Annotated in this window: 16 protein-coding genes; 7 read left to right on the top strand and 9 right to left on the bottom strand. The window is 65.8% G+C overall.

Annotated features, from left to right (window positions below):
* The gene (locus IF803_RS24445) at window positions 1–855 is read right to left on the bottom strand and encodes an ABC transporter ATP-binding protein (RefSeq protein WP_461193727.1); all 855 of its coding nucleotides are present in this window, start codon (window positions 853–855) and stop codon (window positions 1–3) included.
* Between the two features lie 201 nt (window positions 856–1,056).
* Between IF803_RS24445 and IF803_RS24440 the strand changes: the two genes are divergently transcribed.
* Entirely contained in the window at window positions 1,057–1,815 is a 759-nt protein-coding gene (locus IF803_RS24440; RefSeq protein ID WP_028343660.1) for a GntR family transcriptional regulator, read from the top strand.
* A 234-nt stretch (window positions 1,816–2,049) separates the two neighbouring features.
* On the opposite strand, the gene IF803_RS24435 is transcribed toward IF803_RS24440, so the two are convergent.
* Entirely contained in the window at window positions 2,050–2,469 is a 420-nt protein-coding gene (locus IF803_RS24435; RefSeq protein WP_461193726.1) for a nuclear transport factor 2-like protein, read from the bottom strand.
* A gap of 154 nt (window positions 2,470–2,623) precedes the next feature.
* Here IF803_RS24435 and IF803_RS24430 point away from each other — a divergent pair, with 154 nt between their 5' ends.
* Window positions 2,624–3,859, top strand: coding sequence for an amidohydrolase family protein (locus IF803_RS24430; RefSeq protein WP_461193725.1), 1,236 nt, complete (start codon window positions 2,624–2,626; stop codon window positions 3,857–3,859).
* A 309-nt stretch (window positions 3,860–4,168) separates the two neighbouring features.
* The gene (locus IF803_RS24425) at window positions 4,169–5,383 is read left to right on the top strand and encodes a mandelate racemase/muconate lactonizing enzyme family protein (RefSeq protein WP_461193724.1); all 1,215 of its coding nucleotides are present in this window, start codon (window positions 4,169–4,171) and stop codon (window positions 5,381–5,383) included.
* 157 nt (window positions 5,384–5,540) lie between these two features.
* Here IF803_RS24425 and IF803_RS24420 read toward each other — a convergent pair whose 3' ends face one another.
* The 3 genes from IF803_RS24420 to IF803_RS24410 form a co-directional block, all read right to left on the bottom strand.
* Window positions 5,541–6,773, bottom strand: a complete 1,233-nt coding sequence (locus IF803_RS24420) for an ABC transporter substrate-binding protein (RefSeq protein WP_461193722.1) — start codon at window positions 6,771–6,773, stop codon at window positions 5,541–5,543.
* A gap of 492 nt (window positions 6,774–7,265) precedes the next feature.
* Window positions 7,266–9,305: a hydantoinase/oxoprolinase family protein gene (locus tag IF803_RS24415; RefSeq protein WP_461193721.1), complete on the bottom strand. Its 2,040-nt coding sequence runs from the start codon at window positions 9,303–9,305 to the stop codon at window positions 7,266–7,268.
* A 7-nt stretch (window positions 9,306–9,312) separates the two neighbouring features.
* Complete coding sequence (locus IF803_RS24410) at window positions 9,313–10,965, bottom strand: hydantoinase B/oxoprolinase family protein (RefSeq protein ID WP_461193720.1); 1,653 nt, start codon at window positions 10,963–10,965, stop codon at window positions 9,313–9,315.
* 267 nt (window positions 10,966–11,232) lie between these two features.
* Between IF803_RS24410 and IF803_RS24405 the strand changes: the two genes are divergently transcribed.
* From IF803_RS24405 to IF803_RS24390, 4 genes are read left to right on the top strand one after another with little or no spacing between them, the layout of a single operon-like run.
* A complete protein-coding gene (locus IF803_RS24405) occupies window positions 11,233–11,718 on the top strand; it encodes a DUF305 domain-containing protein (RefSeq protein WP_461193718.1) in 486 nt (161 codons plus the stop codon).
* Between the two features lie 12 nt (window positions 11,719–11,730).
* On the top strand, window positions 11,731–13,188 hold the full coding sequence (locus IF803_RS24400) for a YncE family protein (protein WP_461193717.1): 1,458 nt from the start codon (window positions 11,731–11,733) through the stop codon (window positions 13,186–13,188).
* Window positions 13,185–13,715 carry an RNA polymerase sigma factor gene (locus IF803_RS24395; RefSeq protein WP_461193716.1) on the top strand — a complete coding sequence of 177 codons (531 nt, stop codon included), beginning with the start codon at window positions 13,185–13,187 and terminating at the stop codon, window positions 13,713–13,715. The genes IF803_RS24400 and IF803_RS24395 overlap by 4 nt, the downstream gene beginning before the upstream one ends.
* A complete protein-coding gene (locus tag IF803_RS24390) occupies window positions 13,712–14,476 on the top strand; it encodes an anti-sigma factor family protein (RefSeq protein ID WP_304499150.1) in 765 nt (254 codons plus the stop codon). The genes IF803_RS24395 and IF803_RS24390 overlap by 4 nt, the downstream gene beginning before the upstream one ends.
* A 13-nt stretch (window positions 14,477–14,489) precedes the next feature.
* Here IF803_RS24390 and IF803_RS24385 read toward each other — a convergent pair whose 3' ends face one another.
* The 4 genes from IF803_RS24385 to IF803_RS24370 form a co-directional block, all read right to left on the bottom strand.
* Window positions 14,490–15,725 (bottom strand): MFS transporter, encoded by a 1,236-nt coding sequence (locus IF803_RS24385; RefSeq protein WP_253609751.1) that lies wholly within the window; start codon window positions 15,723–15,725, stop codon window positions 14,490–14,492.
* A 216-nt stretch (window positions 15,726–15,941) separates the two neighbouring features.
* Window positions 15,942–16,787 carry a CmcJ/NvfI family oxidoreductase gene (locus tag IF803_RS24380; RefSeq protein WP_461193713.1) on the bottom strand — a complete coding sequence of 282 codons (846 nt, stop codon included), beginning with the start codon at window positions 16,785–16,787 and terminating at the stop codon, window positions 15,942–15,944.
* A gap of 518 nt (window positions 16,788–17,305) precedes the next feature.
* On the bottom strand, window positions 17,306–18,247 hold the full coding sequence (locus IF803_RS24375) for an ABC transporter substrate-binding protein (protein ID WP_461193711.1): 942 nt from the start codon (window positions 18,245–18,247) through the stop codon (window positions 17,306–17,308).
* The coding region (locus tag IF803_RS24370; RefSeq protein WP_461193709.1) for an LLM class flavin-dependent oxidoreductase at window positions 18,244–19,309 on the bottom strand (1,066 nt) is incomplete at its 5' end. The genes IF803_RS24375 and IF803_RS24370, both read right to left, overlap by 4 nt.

The raw sequence follows: 19,309 nt of genomic DNA, 5'->3' as shown, positions 1-19,309 counted from the left end.
TCAGGCTCCCTCTCGCGCGGCGGTGCGCGCATCGACGATGAAGGCGCGGAGCTTCTGGTTGAGCGCGACGAAATCCGGCTCGAAGGTCATCGCCACGGTACGCGGACGGGCGAAATCGACCCTGGAGTCGTCGAGGATGCGGCCGGGCCGCGCGCTCATCACGCAGATGCGGCTGGCGAGGAAGCCGGCCTCGCGCAGATCATGGGTGACCAGCAGCACGGTCGGCCTGTGGGTGATCCAGAGCTGCTGGAGGATTCCCCACAGCTCCTCGCGGGTGAACTGGTCGAGCGCGCCGAACGGCTCGTCGAGCAGCAGCATGCGCGGCTCGTGGATCAACGCGCGGCACAGATTGGCGCGCTGGAGCATGCCGCCGGAGAGCTGCCACGGATAGCGGCCGCCAAAGCCCTTCAGCCCGACCTGCTCGAGCAGCGCATTGGCCTTGTCGCGGAATTCGGTCTTGCGCAGCTTGCGGAACTGCGATCGGAACGGCTCGACGATCTTCAGCGGCAGCATGATGTTCTTCTCGATCGTCATCCACGGCAGCATGGTCGGGTTCTGGAACGCCATGCCGACCCGCATCGCGCGCGCCGCGACCTCGCGGCCGCCGACGATGACGACGCCGGTGGTCGGCTGCGCCAGGCCGGAAACCAGCCGCAGGATGGTGGACTTGCCGCAGCCGGACGGGCCGACCAGCGCGACGAACTCGCCGTCGGCGATCCGCAGCGTGGTGGTCGACAGTGCCGGCACGGCGCGGGCGCCGCGGCCGAAGGTGACGGAGGCGTCCGACAGCTCGATCGCGGTCGGCGCGGATCCGGCGGCCATCGGCTCGCCGGCAAATTCGGAGTTTGGTTGCATGCGCATCACGAGCAAAGTGCATGCAAGCCGGATGCCAGCGGCCGTAGCGTTGAAAATCAAAGAGATCGCGCGTTCCGCGCCTCAAAGGCCGGATTCCTTTTGGGCAATCCGTGGCTCAAACTGCATGCAATTCGAGCGCCCGATTGCTTTGGCGGTATGATAAAGAGGCGTTCGAAGCACCTTCGAGAGGGATTCGCGGCAATGGCGGGGCGCGCCGACAGCAGCAAGACGGCTGAATCGTCAGACAAGGTCAGCGTGATCTGCCGCGCGCTGCGGCGCGCGATCATCGAGCAGGCGCTGGAGCCCGGCGCCAAGCTGCCCGAGGATTCGCTCGGCGAGCGCTTCGGCGTCAGCCGCACCATCGCACGGCATGCGCTCGGGCAATTGGCGGCGGAAGGCCTGGTCGAGCTGCGTCGCAACCGCATTGCCGTGGTGGCGACGCCGAGCTGGCAGGAGGCGCGCGATGCCTTCGATATTCGCATCGAGCTCGAGCGGCTGGTGGTGCGGCAGCTGGCGGGCAAGCTGACCAAGGCGCAGATCGCCGAGCTCACAGCGCATGTCGACGCCGAGGATCGGGCCCGCGACGGCACCGATGCGGTGTCGATCCGGCTCGCCACCGAATTCCACATCCTGCTTGCTCACATGACGAACAGCCCGATCCTGGTGCGCTATGTCAGCGAGGTCGCGTACCGCTGCTGCCTGACGCTGTCGCTGTATAGCCGGCCGCATTCGTCGGAATGCGCGATCAACGAGCACCGCGCGATCATCGCCGCGCTGGCGAAAGGCGACGTCGACAAGGTGATGGGGCTGATGCACAGCCATCTGGATTCCGTGGCGACCCGCGCGCTGGTCGCGCCAAGCCCGCAGCGCGGGCGCGATCTGCTGGATATTCTGGCCCCCTATGCCGACGAGGCGAGCGGCGAAAAGGTGGTGAAGCTGCCGAAGGCCGCGCGGCGCTGATGCTCCATCACCGTCATCCTGAGGAGGCCGCAACGCGGCCGTCTCGAAGGATCGACGGCCACCAGCGGGGCCGTTCATCCTTCGAGGCTCGCAAGCGCTCGCACCTCAGGATGACGGGGATAGTTGCTCCGTCTACGTCATTGCGAGCGCAGCGAAGCAATCCATGCCTCCCTGCAAGCGGACAACATGGATTGCTTCGTCGCTTCGCTCCTCGCAATGACGGCAGCGCGCGCCCTACGCCTCGATCCCCCGCTGCACCAAAATCCGCTCGGCGCTGTCGTTCCAGACGTCCATCTTGACGATCTGCCCGCCCCGCACCACGAAGCGGTCGACATAGCGGTTGCCTTCGAACGGCGTGCCGTCGCTCCATTCGCCGTAGAGCGTGCCGACGCTGTAGACGACGGTCTCGTCCGTGCCAGGGCAGACATCGAAGCGATCCATCCTCTTCTTCACCCAGCGATAGCGCTTCGCGTTGAAGGCGGTCGGCCCGCGCGGATGGTCGAATTCGCGCCCGCCGGTGAAGGTGATCAGCGTGCCCGGCTTCATATAGGCCGCGGCCGCATCCGGATCGGGGATCATCGACGCCGTCAGATAGGCCTCGACGATCTCGGCATCGGACATCGGGCGGGCATCGGCTTTGGCGGGTGCGGACATGGGGGGCCTCCGAGGATGATCAGGACTCTACAATCTGGCCGCCAAAGTGTATGCATATTTTTTAGACAATCGAACCATAAACCTGCACACAATCTGGTGCTGCCGATTCCCTGCCCATCCGCTAGGCTGCACCCAACTTGATGTTTCCTCGCCGATGATCGCGAAACCTGCCTTCGACCTGGTCTTCCGCAATGCCGTGACGCGCAGCTCTGCCGCCGCGGTCGATATCGGCATCGCCGGCGGCCGGATCGCCGCGATCGCGCCGCGCCTCGTGTGCGAGGCGGTCGAAGTCGACCTCAACGGCCGGCTGGCGTTGCCCGGCTTCGTCGACACCCATATCCATCTCGACAAGGCCTGCCTGCTCGGCCGCTGCGGCCACGATCACGCAAGCCTCGGCGAGGCAATCCGCGCGGTGTCGGCGATGAAGCGCGACTTCACGGTCGAGGATGTCTATGCGCGCGGCTCAAAAGTGATCGAGCGCGCGATCACGGCAGGGACGACGCGGATGCGAACGCATGTCGAGATCGACCCGCGGATCGGGCTGCGCGGTTTCGAGGCGGTCAAGGCGCTGAAGCGCGACTACGCCTGGGCGCTCGACCTCTCGCTTTGTGTCTTTCCGCAGGAGGGCTTGACCAACGACCCCGGCGCCGACGAACTGCTGGTCGCGGCGCTCAACGACGGTGCCGAGGCGGTCGGCGGCTGCCCCTATGTCGACAGCGATCCGAGCGCGCATATCGCGCGCATCTTCGACCTCGCGCAGGAGTTCGACGTCGATGTCGACCTCCATCTCGATTTCGACCTCGATCCCTCCTGGTGGCACATGGAGGAGGTCTGCCGGCAGACCGAACGGCGCAACTATCACGGGCGCGTCGCGATCGGGCATGCCACCAAACTCTCCGCGCTGCCGCCTGATCGGCTGAAGGCGGCGAGCACGCGCCTCGCCGAGGCCGGTGTCGCGGTCACCGTGCTGCCCGCGACCGATCTCTATCTGATGGGACGCGACGCCACCCACAACGCGCCGCGCGGGCTGACCGCCGCGCACCGGCTCGTCGCGGACGGGGTGCTGTGCTCGGTCGCGACCAACAATGTGCAAAATCCCTTCACGCCGTTCGGCGATGCGTCGCTGCTGCGGATGGCCAATCTCTACGCCAATGCGGCGCATGCCGGAATCGGCGAGTTCGAGGCCTGCCTCGATCTCGTCACCGGCCTGCCGGCGCGGCTGATGAACCTGAAGGATTACGGCATCGCGGTCGGCAACCCCGCCGACATCGTCGTGCTCGACACCGACAGCGGAACCAACGCGATCGCCGAACTGCCCGACGTGCTGATGGGCTTCAAGCGCGGCCGCAAGACCTTCGAACGCCAGCGCCCGACGCTGTTCCGGCCGTAGACCCGAACACTTTCTCCCCGTCATCCCCGCGCAAAGGCTTCGCCTTTGTCGCTGGAGGAGCCGCGAAGCGGCGTCTCGAAGGATGCACGGCCCCGTGAGATCCACGCGGAAGGAGCCGGGCCGTCGCCCTTCGAGGCTCGCTCCGCTCGCACCTCAGGGTGACGGTTCGGTAGCATCGAGCCGCCACCGACGACTGCGTGCCGCAGCACCGACCTGCGCGCATTGTCGCCTTGCCCTGGCGCGAATTGACGCCCTCGCCGATCCGTTGTTGGTACTTCCCAACACCAACAAACAGCCGGGCAGGAAACCATGAGCAAATCCACCACAATCAAAAGCGTCGAGACGCTCGCCTGCGATGCCGGCTGGCGGAATTATCACTTCGTCAAGGTGACGACCACGGACGGGCTGGTCGGCTGGAGCGAATATGACGAGGGTTTTGGCGCGCCCGGCGTGACCGCGGCGATCGAGCGGCTATCGGCGCGGGTCGTCGGCAAGAACGCGTTCGAGCACGAGCGGATCTATGTCGAGCTGTTCGCCGCGACGCGCCCTGCCGCCGGCGGCGTGGTGGCGCTGGCGCTCGGGGCGATCGAGAACGCGCTGCTCGACGTCAAGGCCAAGGCGCTCGGCGTGCCCTGCTACGACCTGCTCGGCGGCAAGATCCGCGACCGCGTGCGGGTCTACTGGTCGCATTGCGCGACCTGGCGCATCAATCATCCCGACTGGTACAAGCCGGCGATCACCGATCTCGACGGCGTCAAGGCGATCGGGGCCGAGGTGCGCGAGAAGAAATTCACGGCGATGAAGACCAACATCTTCGTCTACACCGACGGCAAGCCGCAAGGCTGGCGCCCGGGCTTCGGCTCGCCGTTCCAGCCCGAGATCAATATCGACCGCACTGTGCTGCGCAATCTCTGCATGCATCTGGAGGCGATCCGCGACAGTGCGGGGCCGGATGTCGATCTCCTGCTCGACCTCAACTTCAACGCCAAGACCGAGGGGTATCTGAAAATCCTGCGCGCCATCGAGAAGATGGACATGTTCTGGGTCGAGATCGACACCTTCAATCCGCAGGCGCTCGGCTATATCCGCCGCCAGAGCCCGCACCCGATCTCGTCCTGCGAGACGCTGCTCGGCCTGCGCGAATTCCTGCCCTATTTCACCGAGCAGGCGATGGATGTTGCGATCATCGACACGCCGTGGAACGGGGTCTGGCAATCGATGAAGATCGCCGCCGCCGCCGAGCATTTCGAGGTCAACGTCGCGCCGCATAATTTCTACGGCCACCTCTGCACCATGATGAACGCGCATTTCTGCGCCGCGGTGCCGAACCTGCGCATCATGGAGACCGACATCGATCGGCTGGCCTGGGACCACGAGCTGTTCACCCACGTGCCGGAGTTCGTCGACGGTCATCTCGTGATCCCGGATCGTCCGGGCTGGGGCACCGAGCCGAACGAGGAAGGCCTCCGCGCCCATCCGCCGAAGAACAAGGGCGGGTTGTTGAATTACGGGTTGAAGAAGTAAACTCTCTCCACACCGTCGTCCCGGCGAAAGCCGGGACCCATAACCACCGCTGCGTGGTGTGAAAAGGATTGTTGCCCCAGCGACGCACAAACAACTGAGAGTTGGGGTAATGGGTCCCGGCCTTCGCCGGGACGACGCATAACCCAGCTGGGCGCCCTCAATTATCCTCGCGCACTGCCGTGAACGCGCTGTCGATCACGTCGCCGATCGGCTGCCAGGCATTGCCGTCGAACTGCACCAGCCGCATCTGCTTGATCGGGCGGAAGTCCTTCGGTCCGGTGTTGATCACGATCCCGGGCAGCGCGATCGGGCTCTGGTAGTCCTTCAGCGACGCAGCCTGCCGCATGATGTTCTCGCGCGACAGATCGTCGCCGCACTGGCGCAGCACCTGCATCAGCGTATCCGCGGCGGCGTAGCCGAACACGGCGTAGATGTCGTCCTTGTCGCCGTCGGGGTAATACTTGTCCATGAAGGCGAGCCACGCCTTGATCTGCGGATCGTCCTTCCAGGAGGCATCGCCGGCATCCTTGAGGAACGAGGTCGAGATCACGCCGAGCGAATTCTGCAGGCCTGCCGGCCGCAGCGCGCTGGCGATCGAGGCCGACGCATTGTCGAGGATGAACACCGGATGCCAGTCGAGGTCCGCAGCGACGCGGATCGCGCGCGCCGCGATCGCCGGCGCGCCGTCAAACACCAGGATATCGGCGCCGGAGTTCTTCAGGATTCCGATCTGGTTCTGGATCGCGGTCTCCGACGCGTCGAAGGCGAGATCGGCGACGATCATGCCGGCGGTGTCGCCGAGCCCCTCCTGCAATCCCTTGAACAGGTCGCGGCCGAACTGATCGTTCTGCCAGAGCACCGCGATCTTGCGCGAGGGATAGGCCGCCTGGATATAGTTGGCGTAGATCCGCCCCTCGGCGCGGAAGGTCGGCTGCCAGCCCATGGTCCAGGGAAAGGTCACAGGATGCGCCCACGCCTCGTCGCCGGAGGCGACGAACAGCTGCGGCACCTTGTTCTCGTTGAGGTACTTCCGCACGGCGAGATTGCTCGGCGTGCCGAACGAGCCGAACATCAACAGCACGTCCTTCTTCTCGACGAGATCGCGGGTCTGCTCCATCGCAATCTTCGGATTGGAACTGTCATCGACCGAGACGAACCTGACCTTGCGGCCGTTGATGCCGCCGTGCTCGTTGACCATGTCGAAATAGGCCGCCTCCGCCCGCCCGATGGTCGCGAACGCCGCGAGCGGCCCGGTGTAGGGCATGACATTGCCGATGCGGATCTCGTTGCCGGCCGCCGTCTGCGCCTGCTGCGCGCGCAACGGCGCCGCCGCGAGGACAGCTGCGAGGACGAGAGATATCGAAAGCGCCGTTTGTCTTTTTGTTTGCATCAATATCGCCACAAACGCCGGCGGCTGGCCGGCGCTCCTCCCGAGCGAGCGGAGTTTATCGCCCAAGCCAATGCCGGAAAAATGAAATGTTGATGGCGGACCGATACTCTTCTTACCTTCCCCGCCTGCGGGGTCGAGACGAGCGGAGCTCGCTCTTAGGTCGGATTGCATCGAAGGTGCAATCCGGGTGGGGGCTGCTTCCACATAGAGAGGGTCGTTTTGCGGCGAGACCCCACCCCAACCCTCCCCCGCAAGCGCAGGGCTATCGCATTTCGTGGCGGTGTCCTCATGGCCATCCTTCGAGACGCCCGCCTTCGGCGGGCTCCTCAGGATGAGGTCTTGTTTTGCGGCACAATAGTAGACCCTCATGGTGAGGAGCGCCGCTTGCGGCGCGTCTCGAACCACGAGGCCAAGCACTTGCGCGGTCGCCAAGGGGCATATGCGATAGCCCTGCCCGCAAGCGGGAGAGGGAGCGCAGTTCCCGCATGGCGATCAACGCAATGTTATATCGAGCCAGCCGAGCGGGTTGACGGCGACGCGGTCACCGCTGTCGACCAGGACGGTCGTGGTTTCTGCCTCAATGATCACGGGACCGGCGAGCGCTTGGCCCGGACTGAGATCGTCGAGCGCGTAGACCGGCACCTCGCGCCAGGCACCGAACCAGGCCTGCCGCTTGCCGCGCGGCGCGCAGGGCGCAGCCGAGCTGGCCTTTCCGGCATCACTGCTGCCGCGCGCCACCTTGCCGACCGCGGCGACGCGGGCGTTGACGAACACCACCTCCTGCCCGCGCGAGGCATAGGTGTAGAGCTCCTCGTGGCGGCGATGGAAGCGCTCCTCGATCTGCGCAACCAGGTCGGCGGCATCGAGATCGAGCTCGCCGAGCGGCACGTCGATCTCGAACACCTGCTCGCCGTAGCGCATCTCGGCCGAGCGCTCGATGGCGATATCGCCCTTGAACCAGTCGCGCAGCCGCCCCGCCGCCTGCTCTTCCAGCCCGGCGAACAAGGCACGAACCTCATCGGCGGAAATCCGGCTCGTGCCGTAACGGGTGCGGCTGACCTCGTAACGCAGATCGCTGGTCAGCATGCCCCAGGCCGAAAGTACGGAAGCGACCGTCGGCACGATGATGCGCTTGATCTCGAGCTCGCGCGCGACCTCGGCGGCGTGCATGCCGGCGGCGCCCCCGAAGCTGAGCAACGCGAATTTGCGGGGATCGACGCCGCGGCGCAAGGTCATCAGACGGATGCCGTCGGCCATCTTCAGATTGATCATCTTGTAGATGCCGGCGGCGGCCTCGATCCGCGACAGCTCGAGCGCTGCGGCGATCCGGTCCACCGCCGTCTCCGATGCTGCACGATCGAGCGGCCGCGCGCCGCCCATGAAGGCGGCGGCATCGAGATAGCCGAGCACGACATTGGCATCGGTGACGGTGGCGGCGGTGCCGCCATTGCCGTAGCAGGCCGGCCCCGGCACCGAGCCCGCGCTCTCCGGCCCGACCCGCAGCGTGCGGCCGCCGTCGACGCTCGCAATCGAGCCGCCACCGGCGGCGATGCTGGCGATATCGAGGCTGCGCAGCGCAATGCGCTGGCCCGCGAGCATGCCGTCGGCCGACAGCGAGGCCTGGCCATCTGCGATCAGCGAGATGTCGGTCGAGGTGCCGCCCATGTCGAACGGCACGAGGTCGGGAATTCCGAGAAGATCCGCGCAGCGGCGGCTACCGGAAATGCCGCCGGCCGGCCCCGACAGCACGGTGCCTGCCGCGAGCCGCGAGGCTTCCTCCACCGGCGCCATGCCGCCATGCGACAGCACGACGAACAGCGAGCCCGCAAAGCCGGCTTCCGCGAGGCTGCGCTCCAGATTGGTGAGATAGCGCCGCACCGTCGGCGCGACATAGGCGTTCACGATGGTGGTCGAGACGCGCTCATACTCCTTGATCTGCGGCAGCACATCACTCGAGCGCGACACGCTGACGTCGGACAGTTCCTTCGCCAGCTGCTCGACGGCGGCGAGCTCATGCGCCGGGTTGAGATAGGCGTGCAGAAAGCAGACCGCGACGGAATTCGCACCCGAGCGTTTCACCTCGGCGATGACATCGCCGAGCGCTGTGGCATCGAGCGCAACCGCGGCGCTGCCGTCGGCCTTCAGCCGCTCGCGCACGCCAAAGCGGCGCTCGCGCGGCACCAGCGGCTCCGGCGGCGGCGTGCGCAGATCGTAGCGGTCCGGCTTCAGCCCCTCGCGCATCTCGACGACATCGCGGTGTCCCTCGGTGGTCAAGAGCGCAACCCTCGCGCCCTTCCGCTCGAGCAGCGCATTGGTCGCAACCGTCGTGCCGTGCACCAGCCGATCGGTCGCGGCGAGCATCGCCGCGCGCGTCACGCCGAGGCGGCGCGCCAGCTCTTCCAGTCCCGCCATGACGCCGATCGACTGATCGGCCGGCGTGGACGGCGATTTCGCGAACACGGTGCGCCCGGTTTTGTCAGTTGCAACCAGGTCGGTGTAAGTGCCGCCGACGTCGACCCCAATCGTGTACATCGCTGCCCTACACCGCTTTCGAAACCAAACCTTGCGCAAGGTCGCGCGCCCGCGCTTCCGCCGAGCGTTTCTCCGGCGGACCCCAGCCGCCGCCGCCGGAGGACCGGATCTCGAGGCAGTCGTCCGGACGAAGCTCGATGCCAACCTCCTTGGTCTTCAGCACGCGCGGCTCGCGTCCTTCCGAGAGCAGCCGGTAGTGATGCGGCTCGCCATCCTTGCCGCCGAGCATGCCGCAGGGACCATGGCGCGCGCCGTCGCCGGCGGTGTTGCCCTTGGCCGACTTTTGCGTCTCCAGCACCATGTCGAGCGCGACGCCAAGCCCGCCGCGATGCTGGCCGTCGCCGCCGGAGTCCGGCCGGAATTCGTGCTGGCGGAAATGCAGGGGAAAGCGCACCTCTGCCACCTCGATGCTGCCGAATTTGAGTCCGCCGACCGAGTGCCATTCGCCGATCGACGAATAGCCGTCGCCGCCGGGCGAGGCGCCGCCGCCGGGCCGTGCCTGGAACATGTGCCAGATGAAATTGCGCCCGTTGCGCGGATCCTCACCCTGGATCGCGATGCGGAAGCGGCGGCCCCACCCGCCCATCACGCGATCCGGACAGGACGCCGACATCGCCTTGATGATGGCTTCGACGATCTCGTTGGAGGGATGGCTGGTGCACAAGGTGACGGGACGGCCGGGATCGGCCCAGACAATCGTGCCCTGCTTCGCCACCACCTTCAGCGGCCGCAGCGCGCCGGTGTTCTTGGGAATGTCGGCGTCGATCAGATAGGCAAAGGCCATCGCGACCGCCGCCTGCATGTTGGCGTGGGAGGAATTGACGAAGCTGGTCGACTGCGGATCGGAGCCGGTGAGATCGACTTCGATGTCACTGCCCTTCTTGGTCACCTTGGCGGCGATCTTGATGTCGGTGCGGCCGTGGCCATCATCGTCGAGCAGCGCCTCGCCGTAGAACACGCCGTCCTTCCAGGTCGACACCACGGCGCGGGTCTGCTGCTCGGTCGCGTCCAAAATCGCCTCGATCGCGGCTTCGACCGTCTCCGCGCCGAACTCGCTGAACAGTTTTGCGACGCGCCGCTCGCCGAGATGCGCGGCCCCCAGCATCGCCGCGAGGTCGCCGCGGAATTCGCGGGGGTTGCGGATGTTCAAAGCCAGCAGATCGAGCAGATCCTCGCGCGGCTTGCCGGCCTCGTAGAGCTTGATCGGCGGAATGCGAATGCCTTCCTGATAGATCTCGGTGGCGGCTGGATTGTAGGCGCCGTGGGTGGCGCCGCCGATGTCGCTCTGATGCGCGCGCACGATGGTCCAGAGCAGTCTTTTTCCCCCATCGAATACCGGCACGAATGCGGTCAGGTCAGGCAGATGGCTGCCGCCCTGATAAGGATCGTTGAGCAGGATGACGTCGCCGGGCGCGACATCCTTGAAGCGCTCCTCCACCGCCAGCGTCGCCCAGGGCAAGGCGCCGACATGAACCGGAATGTGGTCGGCCTGCGCGATCAGCCGGCCGTTGGTGTCGCAGATCGCCAGCGAGAAATCGCGGCTGGAATTGAGGATCTGCGAATAGGAGGTGCGAAGCATGGCTTCGCCCATCTCCTTCACGATCGACGACAGGCGGTGCTGGACGACGGAGCGGGTGATCGGATCGATCTTGGCGGACATCTTGGCCTTCTTGGCGCGAGCGACTTGCGCAGGGAGGATCGAGGAACCGGTCGATCGGAACCGGAATTCCCTCTTATAGCCAGTGGCTTGCCGATCGCAAACCGGCTGGCTCGGCCGAAACGGATCATTCCGTCGATCAGCAAGTCGTGATCGAGAAGAACCTGCCCCGCGACGGAATAGAACTCACGCTGCTGCGTCCCACCCATGCAAGCCGGCCCCTGAGGCCGGACCGTTCGGCTTTCCCGACAACTCCCAGGGTGAACGCAAATGCTTCCTCGATTCCTTAAGTCCGCCCTCGCACCGCTCGGCGCGTGCGTCGTGCTCGCCCTCGCCGCCGCGGCGGCTGCTTTCGCGCATGACGACCATCATGCGGCGCAGGGCGCGCAGACCGCAGAGGAGAGCGCCTTCCTCGCCGAAAACGACGCGGCGATGACCAAGATGATGAATGACATGGCGGCCAAGCCGAGCGGCGACATCGACCGCGACTTCGTCGCGATGATGGCGCCGCATCATCAGGGCGCGATCGACATGGCGGTGATCGAGCTCCGCTACGGCAAGAACGAGCAGCTGCGCCGGATCGCGCAGGAAATCATCATCGAGCAGCGGCAGGAGATCGACGCCATGAAGCTCGCGATCGGCGAGCCGGTGACGGCATCCGCGCCGGCCCCGACGCAGCCGGGCCCGGCGCCCGCCGCAGCCCACGATCACGCGGCACACGATCACATGAACATGTCCCACGAAATGAAGAACTAGGAGCCTTAAACGATGAACCGTAAAATCCTGAAGTGCCTGCTGGCGACGACCGTGCTGGCGATGTCGAGCTCCGCCTTCGCCGGCCAGGCGCCGGGGGCGGCATCCTCGCCCGACATTGCGGTCAGCCATCACGATCGCGTCTACGCCGCCGAGCAGTTCTCCAACACGGTGTCGGTCACCGACCCGACCGACAACAAGCTGCTCGGCGTGATCCGGCTCGGCGATCCGCAGCCGGGGAATTTCAGCCCGCTCTACAAGGGCCAGGTGCTGGTGCACGGCATGGGCTATTCGCCCGACCACCACACGCTCGCAGTGGTCTCGATCGGGTCGAACTCGGTGACCTTCATCGACACGGCGACGAACTCGGTCAAGCACGTCACCTATGTCGGACGCTCGCCGCACGAGGCCTTCTTCACGCCCGACGGCAAGGAAGTCTGGGTCACCGTGCGCGGCGAGAATTACATCTCGGTCATCGACGCGCAGAGCTTCAAGGAAACGACGCGCATCGAGGTGCCGGCCGGACCGGGCATGCAGATATTCTCGCCGGACGGCAAGTACGGCTACATCTGCTCGTCGTTTAATCCGGAGACCGACGTGGTCTCGGTCGCAGACCATCAGATCGTCGCGAAGGTGAAGCAGGAAAGCCCGTTCTGCCCGAACATCGCGGCCTCGCCCGATGGCGACCAGGTCTGGTTCACGCTGAAGGATGTCGGCAGGACGCAGGTGTTCAACGCCAAGCCGCCGTTCAACCTGGTCAAGACCATCGACACCGGCCCGATCACCAACCACGTCAATTTCGCCAGGATCTCAAAGGGGACCTTCGCCTATGTGACCATCGGCGGCACCAACGAGGTCAAGGTGCTTCGAACCGATGATTTCTCGCAAGTCGCGACCATCCCCGTCGGCAATCTGCCGCACGGCGTCTGGCCGTCCGGCGACGGCACGCGGGTCTATGTCGGTCTCGAAAATGCCGACGCGCTGGCCGCGATCGACACCGCGACCAACAAGGTGATCGCCAACATCCCGATCGGCCAGGCGCCGCAGGCCATAGCTTACGTACCGAACGCCGCGCCGAATCCGGATGACCGCCAGAACCTGCAGGCCCTCGGCGTCGCCGGCCAGGCCGCTCACCTTGCGCTCGCGCCGAAAAAACAAGCCAAGGGCGAGAAGCCGCCGACCAGCGTCTCGCTGTTCGATCAGGGGCTGATCCAGGTGCTGCAGGCTTCCGTGACCGGGCTCGAGCCGAAGCAGCACTACGTGCTAGGCTTGGCCGAACACGCTGACGGCGGTGGCATGGTGGAGCCGCTGGCGGCCTTCATGACCAATCCGGCCGGCTCCGCCATTGTCAACGTCACCGGACCGATCCGCCAGATCGTGCAGAGCGCAGCCAGGACGGAGCGGCGTTACCTCGTCATCGCATCCGGCGAACCGGCGAAGCTCGGAGCGGTCATGCAGGTGCAAGCGCCATGAGCGACATGCTGCACCAGATCGAGCCGGTCATCCCGGCGCTGCGCCGCTACGCGCGTGCGCTGGTCCGCAACCACGTGGCCGCCGACGATCTGGTGCAGGACTGCCTGGAGCGCGCCGTTGGCCACTGGCACCAGCGGCGCGACACCGGCAGTCCACGGTCATGGCTGTTCGCCATTCTGCACAACCTTGCCGTCAACCAGTTCCGCAGAGCGTCCGCTCGCGCCCGGCACGTCGCCATCGACGAGGCGGGTGAGCACGAGCTCGGACAGGATGCGGTGCAGGAGCAGAAACTGATGTATCAGGACGTGCTCGGGAAGCTCGGGAAGCTTCCCGACGAGCAGCGCGCCGTGCTGCTGCTGATCGCCGTCGAAGACCTGACCTACGCGGAGGCCGCCAAGGTGCTCAACATTCCCGTCGGCACCGTGATGTCGCGCCTCTCGCGGGCACGCGAGAAGCTGCAGCAGGAGCTGGAAGGGCCCGCGGATAACCAGCACAGGAACGTCGTACAGTTGCGGAGCATCCCATGAGCAATCGTCCCATCTCGGAAGACGATCTGCACGCCTATGTCGATCACGCGCTCGAGCCCGAGCGCCAGGCCGAAGTCGCCGCCTATCTGGAGAGCCATCCGGATGTGGCAAAGCGCGTCGCTTCCTTTTCCGATCAGCGCTGCTGGTTGCGCTCGGCCCTCGCACCGATTGCAGAGGAGCCGCTGCCGCCACAACTCAATTTATCAAGGATCATCGAGAGCAAGCGCCGCCGCCCCGCCCCGTTTCGCTGGGCGATCGCGGCGACGCTGATGCTTGCAATCGGCGGCGTCGGCGGATGGGCGCTCCGTGGCGCGACCGAAGGGCCCGCCGTCGGCCTTGCCGCGCTCGCCCAGGAAGCGAGCGATTCCTACAAGGTGTACGCCTCCGATCGCACCCGGCCGGTCGAACTGCGCGACAGCGCCGAGCTTGTGCAGTGGGTCTCCAACAGGCTGCGTCAACCGGTCAAGCTGCCGGATCTGACGAAGTCGGGATATCGCTTGATGGGCGGACGGGTGGTGCCGACCGCACATGGTCCTGCGGCCATGTTCATGTACGACGACGATCGCGGCGAGCGGCTCGTGGTTCTCACCCGTCCGATGACGTCGGACCAGAACGCGCCGATGGCCGCGCATTCGGGTGGCGACGTCGCGGGCTTCTCGTGGGCCGACGGCGGTACGGGCTACTCCCTGGTGGGGCCGCGCGGGGCCGATTCCCTGCGGCCGCTTGCCAACGAGATTCGCAAGCAGGCGCAGACGATCTGATCGGAACGGAGCGCTAGGGCCTGGTGTAAATCAGGAACAGCACGATCCCGATCACCAGCGCGCCGGCGATGAACAGCAGCACCGCGGGCAGCCCGAACAGCGCCGCAACGCCGGCGGTGCTGGATTGCAGCAGCGCTGCGCCGAGGAAGAACGCGAGATTGACCGAGGACAGCGCCTTGCCGGTGTTCTGTGCGGCGACAAGCTGGCGCGTCATGCCGTAGATCAGCGGCTGCGCCGACGTCGCGAGCCCGATCAGGATCAATAGCACCAGGTCATATTGCGTCGGCATCACGGCAACGCCGAACAGGTTCGAGACCGGGAAATGCGGTGCCCCGGCCGCCATCAAGACGAGCAGCAGCGCAGCAATGGCATGCGTCACCGCCACCATGGCGCGGCGGTGCCCGAACTTGCGATCGAAGGCGCCGATGCAGGCCGGGCCGACGATCATCGCCAGCGTGAACAGGCCGAGCACATTGCCGGCTTCGATCCGGCTCAGCCCTTTCTCATCCATCAGCCACGGCCCGCCCCACAAACCGCGCAAGGTCAGCGACGCGCCGAGCGACACCAGCGACAGCGCGATCAGGCCGCGCAGGCCGCGCGACATGCCGAGCCGCAGCACCTCGGCCATCTGGTGCAGCGGCGAGGAATCGTCCGCATGCGCCGCCGGCTGCCGCGGCACCAGCGCGAACACCGCGATCAGCACGACAATGCCGAAGCCGGCCGAAACCCAGAAACCGGCGCGCCAGCCGAACTGATCGACCACGAAGGCCAACGGGCTTGCCGACAGCAGCATCCCGATATTGCCGATCGAGAGGATCAGGCCGGACCACAGGCCGAACTTCGCCGCCGACATCTGCTTGGCCGCGAGCGTCATCGGGCACATCAGCATGCCTGAAGTGGCGACGCCGAGCATCAGCTGGCCAAGCACGAAGCTCGCGGGCCCCGTCGCCAGCGCCGAGACCAGCGTGCCGATCACAGTTCCGGCGAGCAGGCTCAGCGACACCGGCCGCACGCCGAAACGATCCATCGCGGCGCCGACCGGGATTTGCGAGGCGGCAAAGGAGAAATGATAGATCGAGGTGAGGCTCGCCAGGGCCTGCGGCGAGGTGCCGAAATCCGACGCCATCAGATCGAGGCTGATCGCCGGAATGGTCCGCAGCAGCGTCGACAGCATGTGGCCGGAGGCCAATGCCAGAAGTGCAAGCACCAGGGCGCGGAACCCGATCCCCGCCTCTTCCTTCGTCACCACGCCGTCCACGAATCGCCTCTTCCCCGAGCGGTTTGGCGACGGGCGTAACATTATTGGGCGGATGGTGCCAAGTTTGAGGGCAGAGTGACCTTCTGCGCTCCACGCACCGTCATGGCCGGGCTTGTCCCGGCCATCCACGTCTTTCTTCGCGCGGAGCCCAAGACGTGGATGCCCGGGACAAGCCCGGGCATGACGAATTTATGGGAAGCGCGTCCCTTACTGCTTATGGAACACCAGCGTGCGCAGCTCGATGCTCTCGCGCGGCGCGGCGTCCGCGGGCGTGGTGGGATCGACAAACGCCGTATGCGGCCCGAACCGCGTCCGGCCGTCGGTCGCCGAGTCGTAGCATTTCAGCAGGATCGCCTCGTCCGGCGTCATCTCGGGAATGTAGAACCAGCGATGGTTCGGGTTGTACTTCACCGAATAGGTCTCGCCGCTGCGGTTTGGATATATCAGGTCGGAGGCGATCAGATCCTCCGGCGCCACTGTCGTACCGTCGGCCATCGCAAGCGGTGAATCGCGCAGAGGCCCGCGGATCGGGCGCCACAGATTGATCACCTGGACGCGGCCCTTGACCAGTTGCTCGGCCTCGTCGGGCAGGTGCTCGAACACCCGGTTGTGGCCGGAGAGAGCGGTCTGGTCGACATGGACGCGGGTCGCCGGCTGGCGCGGTCCGCCGCCGCGAATATCAGCTGCGCCCTCGACGCGCTTGCGCACGGTGTGATCGAAGATGAAGACGCGATCCGCCTTCAGCGTCGCCTTGAGGAAGGCTTCGACGGCCGGGTAGTAGACGTTGCGGACTTCGTTGTCGTCGTAATAGTCCTTCACGCTGGTCGGATGCTTGACCAGCGCAAAACCCTCGCGATCGAGCGAGAAGCTGTCTGATATCAGGCGCCCGTCAAAGATCGGAACATTGTGGGCTTCGGGCAGCGCGGTGGATTTGGGTTCGCCGGGCGGCGGATCGAAGGCGTAGGTCCGGGGCTTGCCCGGCGTCGGCGCGAGATAATTCAGTTCAGCGGTCACAAACGGCAGCGACTCGATGCGAGTTTGTTGAAGGCCCATGGTGATCTCCCGGACTCGATTGTTCGTCCTTTTGATCTTGGCGGCGCCGGGCGGGGTGGCAAGGTCGTGGCGAAAATAGCAACGTTGCGGTTTTGGAATGTGCCAAACGGGGAAAATCCTTGCCGCGCGGCAGCCCGCGGACGAATGGATGTTTTGAATCACGGGTTCGTTAGCGGTGCAATAGTGCGGAGTTGAATCGCTTCCGCGCAGACGGTCCACATCTCCGACTTGCAGGGCCGCCGCAGGTGCGCTGGCAAAATATCGAAAACAACCCCATGCAAAGGAGCTCGCGGCTGCCGGCCTTCGACGGGGCAGCTTGACACGTCGGGCAAATCAGGAATACATTTCCAATATTCCGAAATCGTGTAAGCACCCGTCGTCCTGGCGAAAGCCAGGACCCATTACCACCGAATTTGATAGTGAGCGGGATCGCCGCCCCAGCGTCGTACAACAACTGCCATCCGGGATAATGGGTCCTGGCTTTCGCCAGGACGACGCTGGTGTCGCTTGCAAATTGCCTACAGTCCCGCGCCCTTCTCGACCGCGGTGCCAAACGAGCGATCGACGATGTCGGCGGCGTTGATCTTCTGCCTTATCAGGCCCCAGCGGTCGTAGAGGTCGATGGTCTTCTGCTCGTCGGCCACCACGCCGTCGTCGATCGGCGCGATGCGGATCCTGGCGCGGGTCAGCCAATTGAGCGGCACCGCGGGCGGGATGTTCATCAGCCTGCCCCAGGTCGCGGCGTAGCCCTCGACATTGTTCTGCGACCAGGCGCGCGCGGCGGCGAGGCGACGCACGAAATCCTCCAGTTGGGCGCGCTTGTCCTTGATCGCATCGGGCGTTGCGACCTGGAAGCCGAGCCCGGGCGTGATGCCGTCGGCCGTGATGACGCGGCGCGACTTGAACAGCACCTCTTCCTGGCTGACATAGGGCTCCCAGGTCGACCAGGCGTCGACCGCGCCCTGCGTGTAGGCGACCTTCGCATCCGACGGCGCGAGGAACACGATCTGCACGTCGTTTGCCTGCCAGCCCTTCGATTCCAGTGCCGCCAGGATCAACTGATGGCCGATCGAGCCGCGGCCGGTCGCGATCTTCTTGCCGCGCAGATCGTCAAAACTCTTGATCGCGGAGTTTTCCGGCACCAGCACCGCGAGCCCGTCGCGCGACTGCCGCACCGCCGCAATCGCCTTGACCGGAATTTTTGCGGCCGCCGCGAAGGTGAACGGCGCGTCGCCGACCAGGCCGGTGTCGATCGCGCCCGCCCCAAGCGCCTCCAGTAGCGGCGCGGCAGCGGCGAACTCCTTCCACTCGATCTTGTAGGGGACGTCCTTGAGCACACCGGCCGCTTCCATCACGGCCTGCGAATTGCCCTTCTGGTCGCCGACGCGCAATGTGGTCTGCGCGGCGGCGCCATCGACGGCGGCGAGCGCAAGCGCTGCCGCAACAATGAGACGGATCATTCGGCGGCAATCCCCCGCTGCTGGTCGCGCGCTTCGATCAGCTTGCGGGTCAGCGGGATCAGCGCACGGCCGTAATCGATCGCATCGACCAGTGGATCGAAGCCGCGGATCAGGAAGTGGCTGACGCCGAGATCGTAATAATCGCCGAACACCTCGGCGACCTGCTCGGGCGTGCCGACCAGCGCGGTGGTGTTGCTGTTGGCGCCCGTCAGTTTGGCGATCTCGGTCCACAGCCGCTTGTCGATGCGCGTGCCTTGATCGGCGAGTGCCAGCAGCCGCTTGGCGCCGTCGGTCGCGTGGTTGGGACGGCGATAGCCGGTCTGGTCCTGCAGTGCGGTGGCGCGCTCGAGGATATGTTCCGCCTTCTTCCACGCCTTCTCCTCGGTGTCGGCGAGGATCGGCCGCACCGACAGGCTGAAGCGCGGCGTCGGCCGGCCGTGCCTGGCAGCTGCCGCGCGCACCCGCGCGGTGACGTCGCGCACCTGCGCGTAGGACTCGCCCCACAGCGCGAAGGTGTCAGCGTGCTTGCCCGCGACCTCGACCGCGGCGTCCGAGCCGCCGCCGACGAAGGTGTAGATGCCACCCCTCTGCAACGGCTTCACCTGCGAGAAGCCGTTCTCGACGTTGTAATACTTGCCGCTGTAGTTGAACGGCTTCTCGCTGGTCCATTCCAGCCGCACCACGTCGAGGAATTCGCTGGTGCGGGCGTAACGCTCGTCCTTGTCGTCAAGCGTGTTGCCGTCCTGGCGCAGCTCGATGGCGTTGCCGCCGGTGATGACGTGCAGCGAGACGCGGCCGCCATAGAATTGATCCAGGGTCGCAAGCTGGCGCGCCAGCAGCGTTGGCGCGGTGAAGCCCGGGCGCTGCGCGATCATCACCTTGAGCTGCTTGGTGATGGTCAGGACATGCTGCGCGACCTGCAACGCATCCGGCGTGGTGGAGTGGAACGCCAGCAGCGCGCGATCGAAACCGGCGAGCTCATGGGCCTTGGCCACCGTCTCGATATAGGGCGGATCGAGCACGGGCCCGGCGCGGACGATGGTCTCGGAGGCATTGTTGTTG

The organism is Bradyrhizobium sp. UFLA06-06 (assembly GCF_054820065.1).
This window is presented reverse-complemented; position numbering and strand designations above follow the sequence as displayed.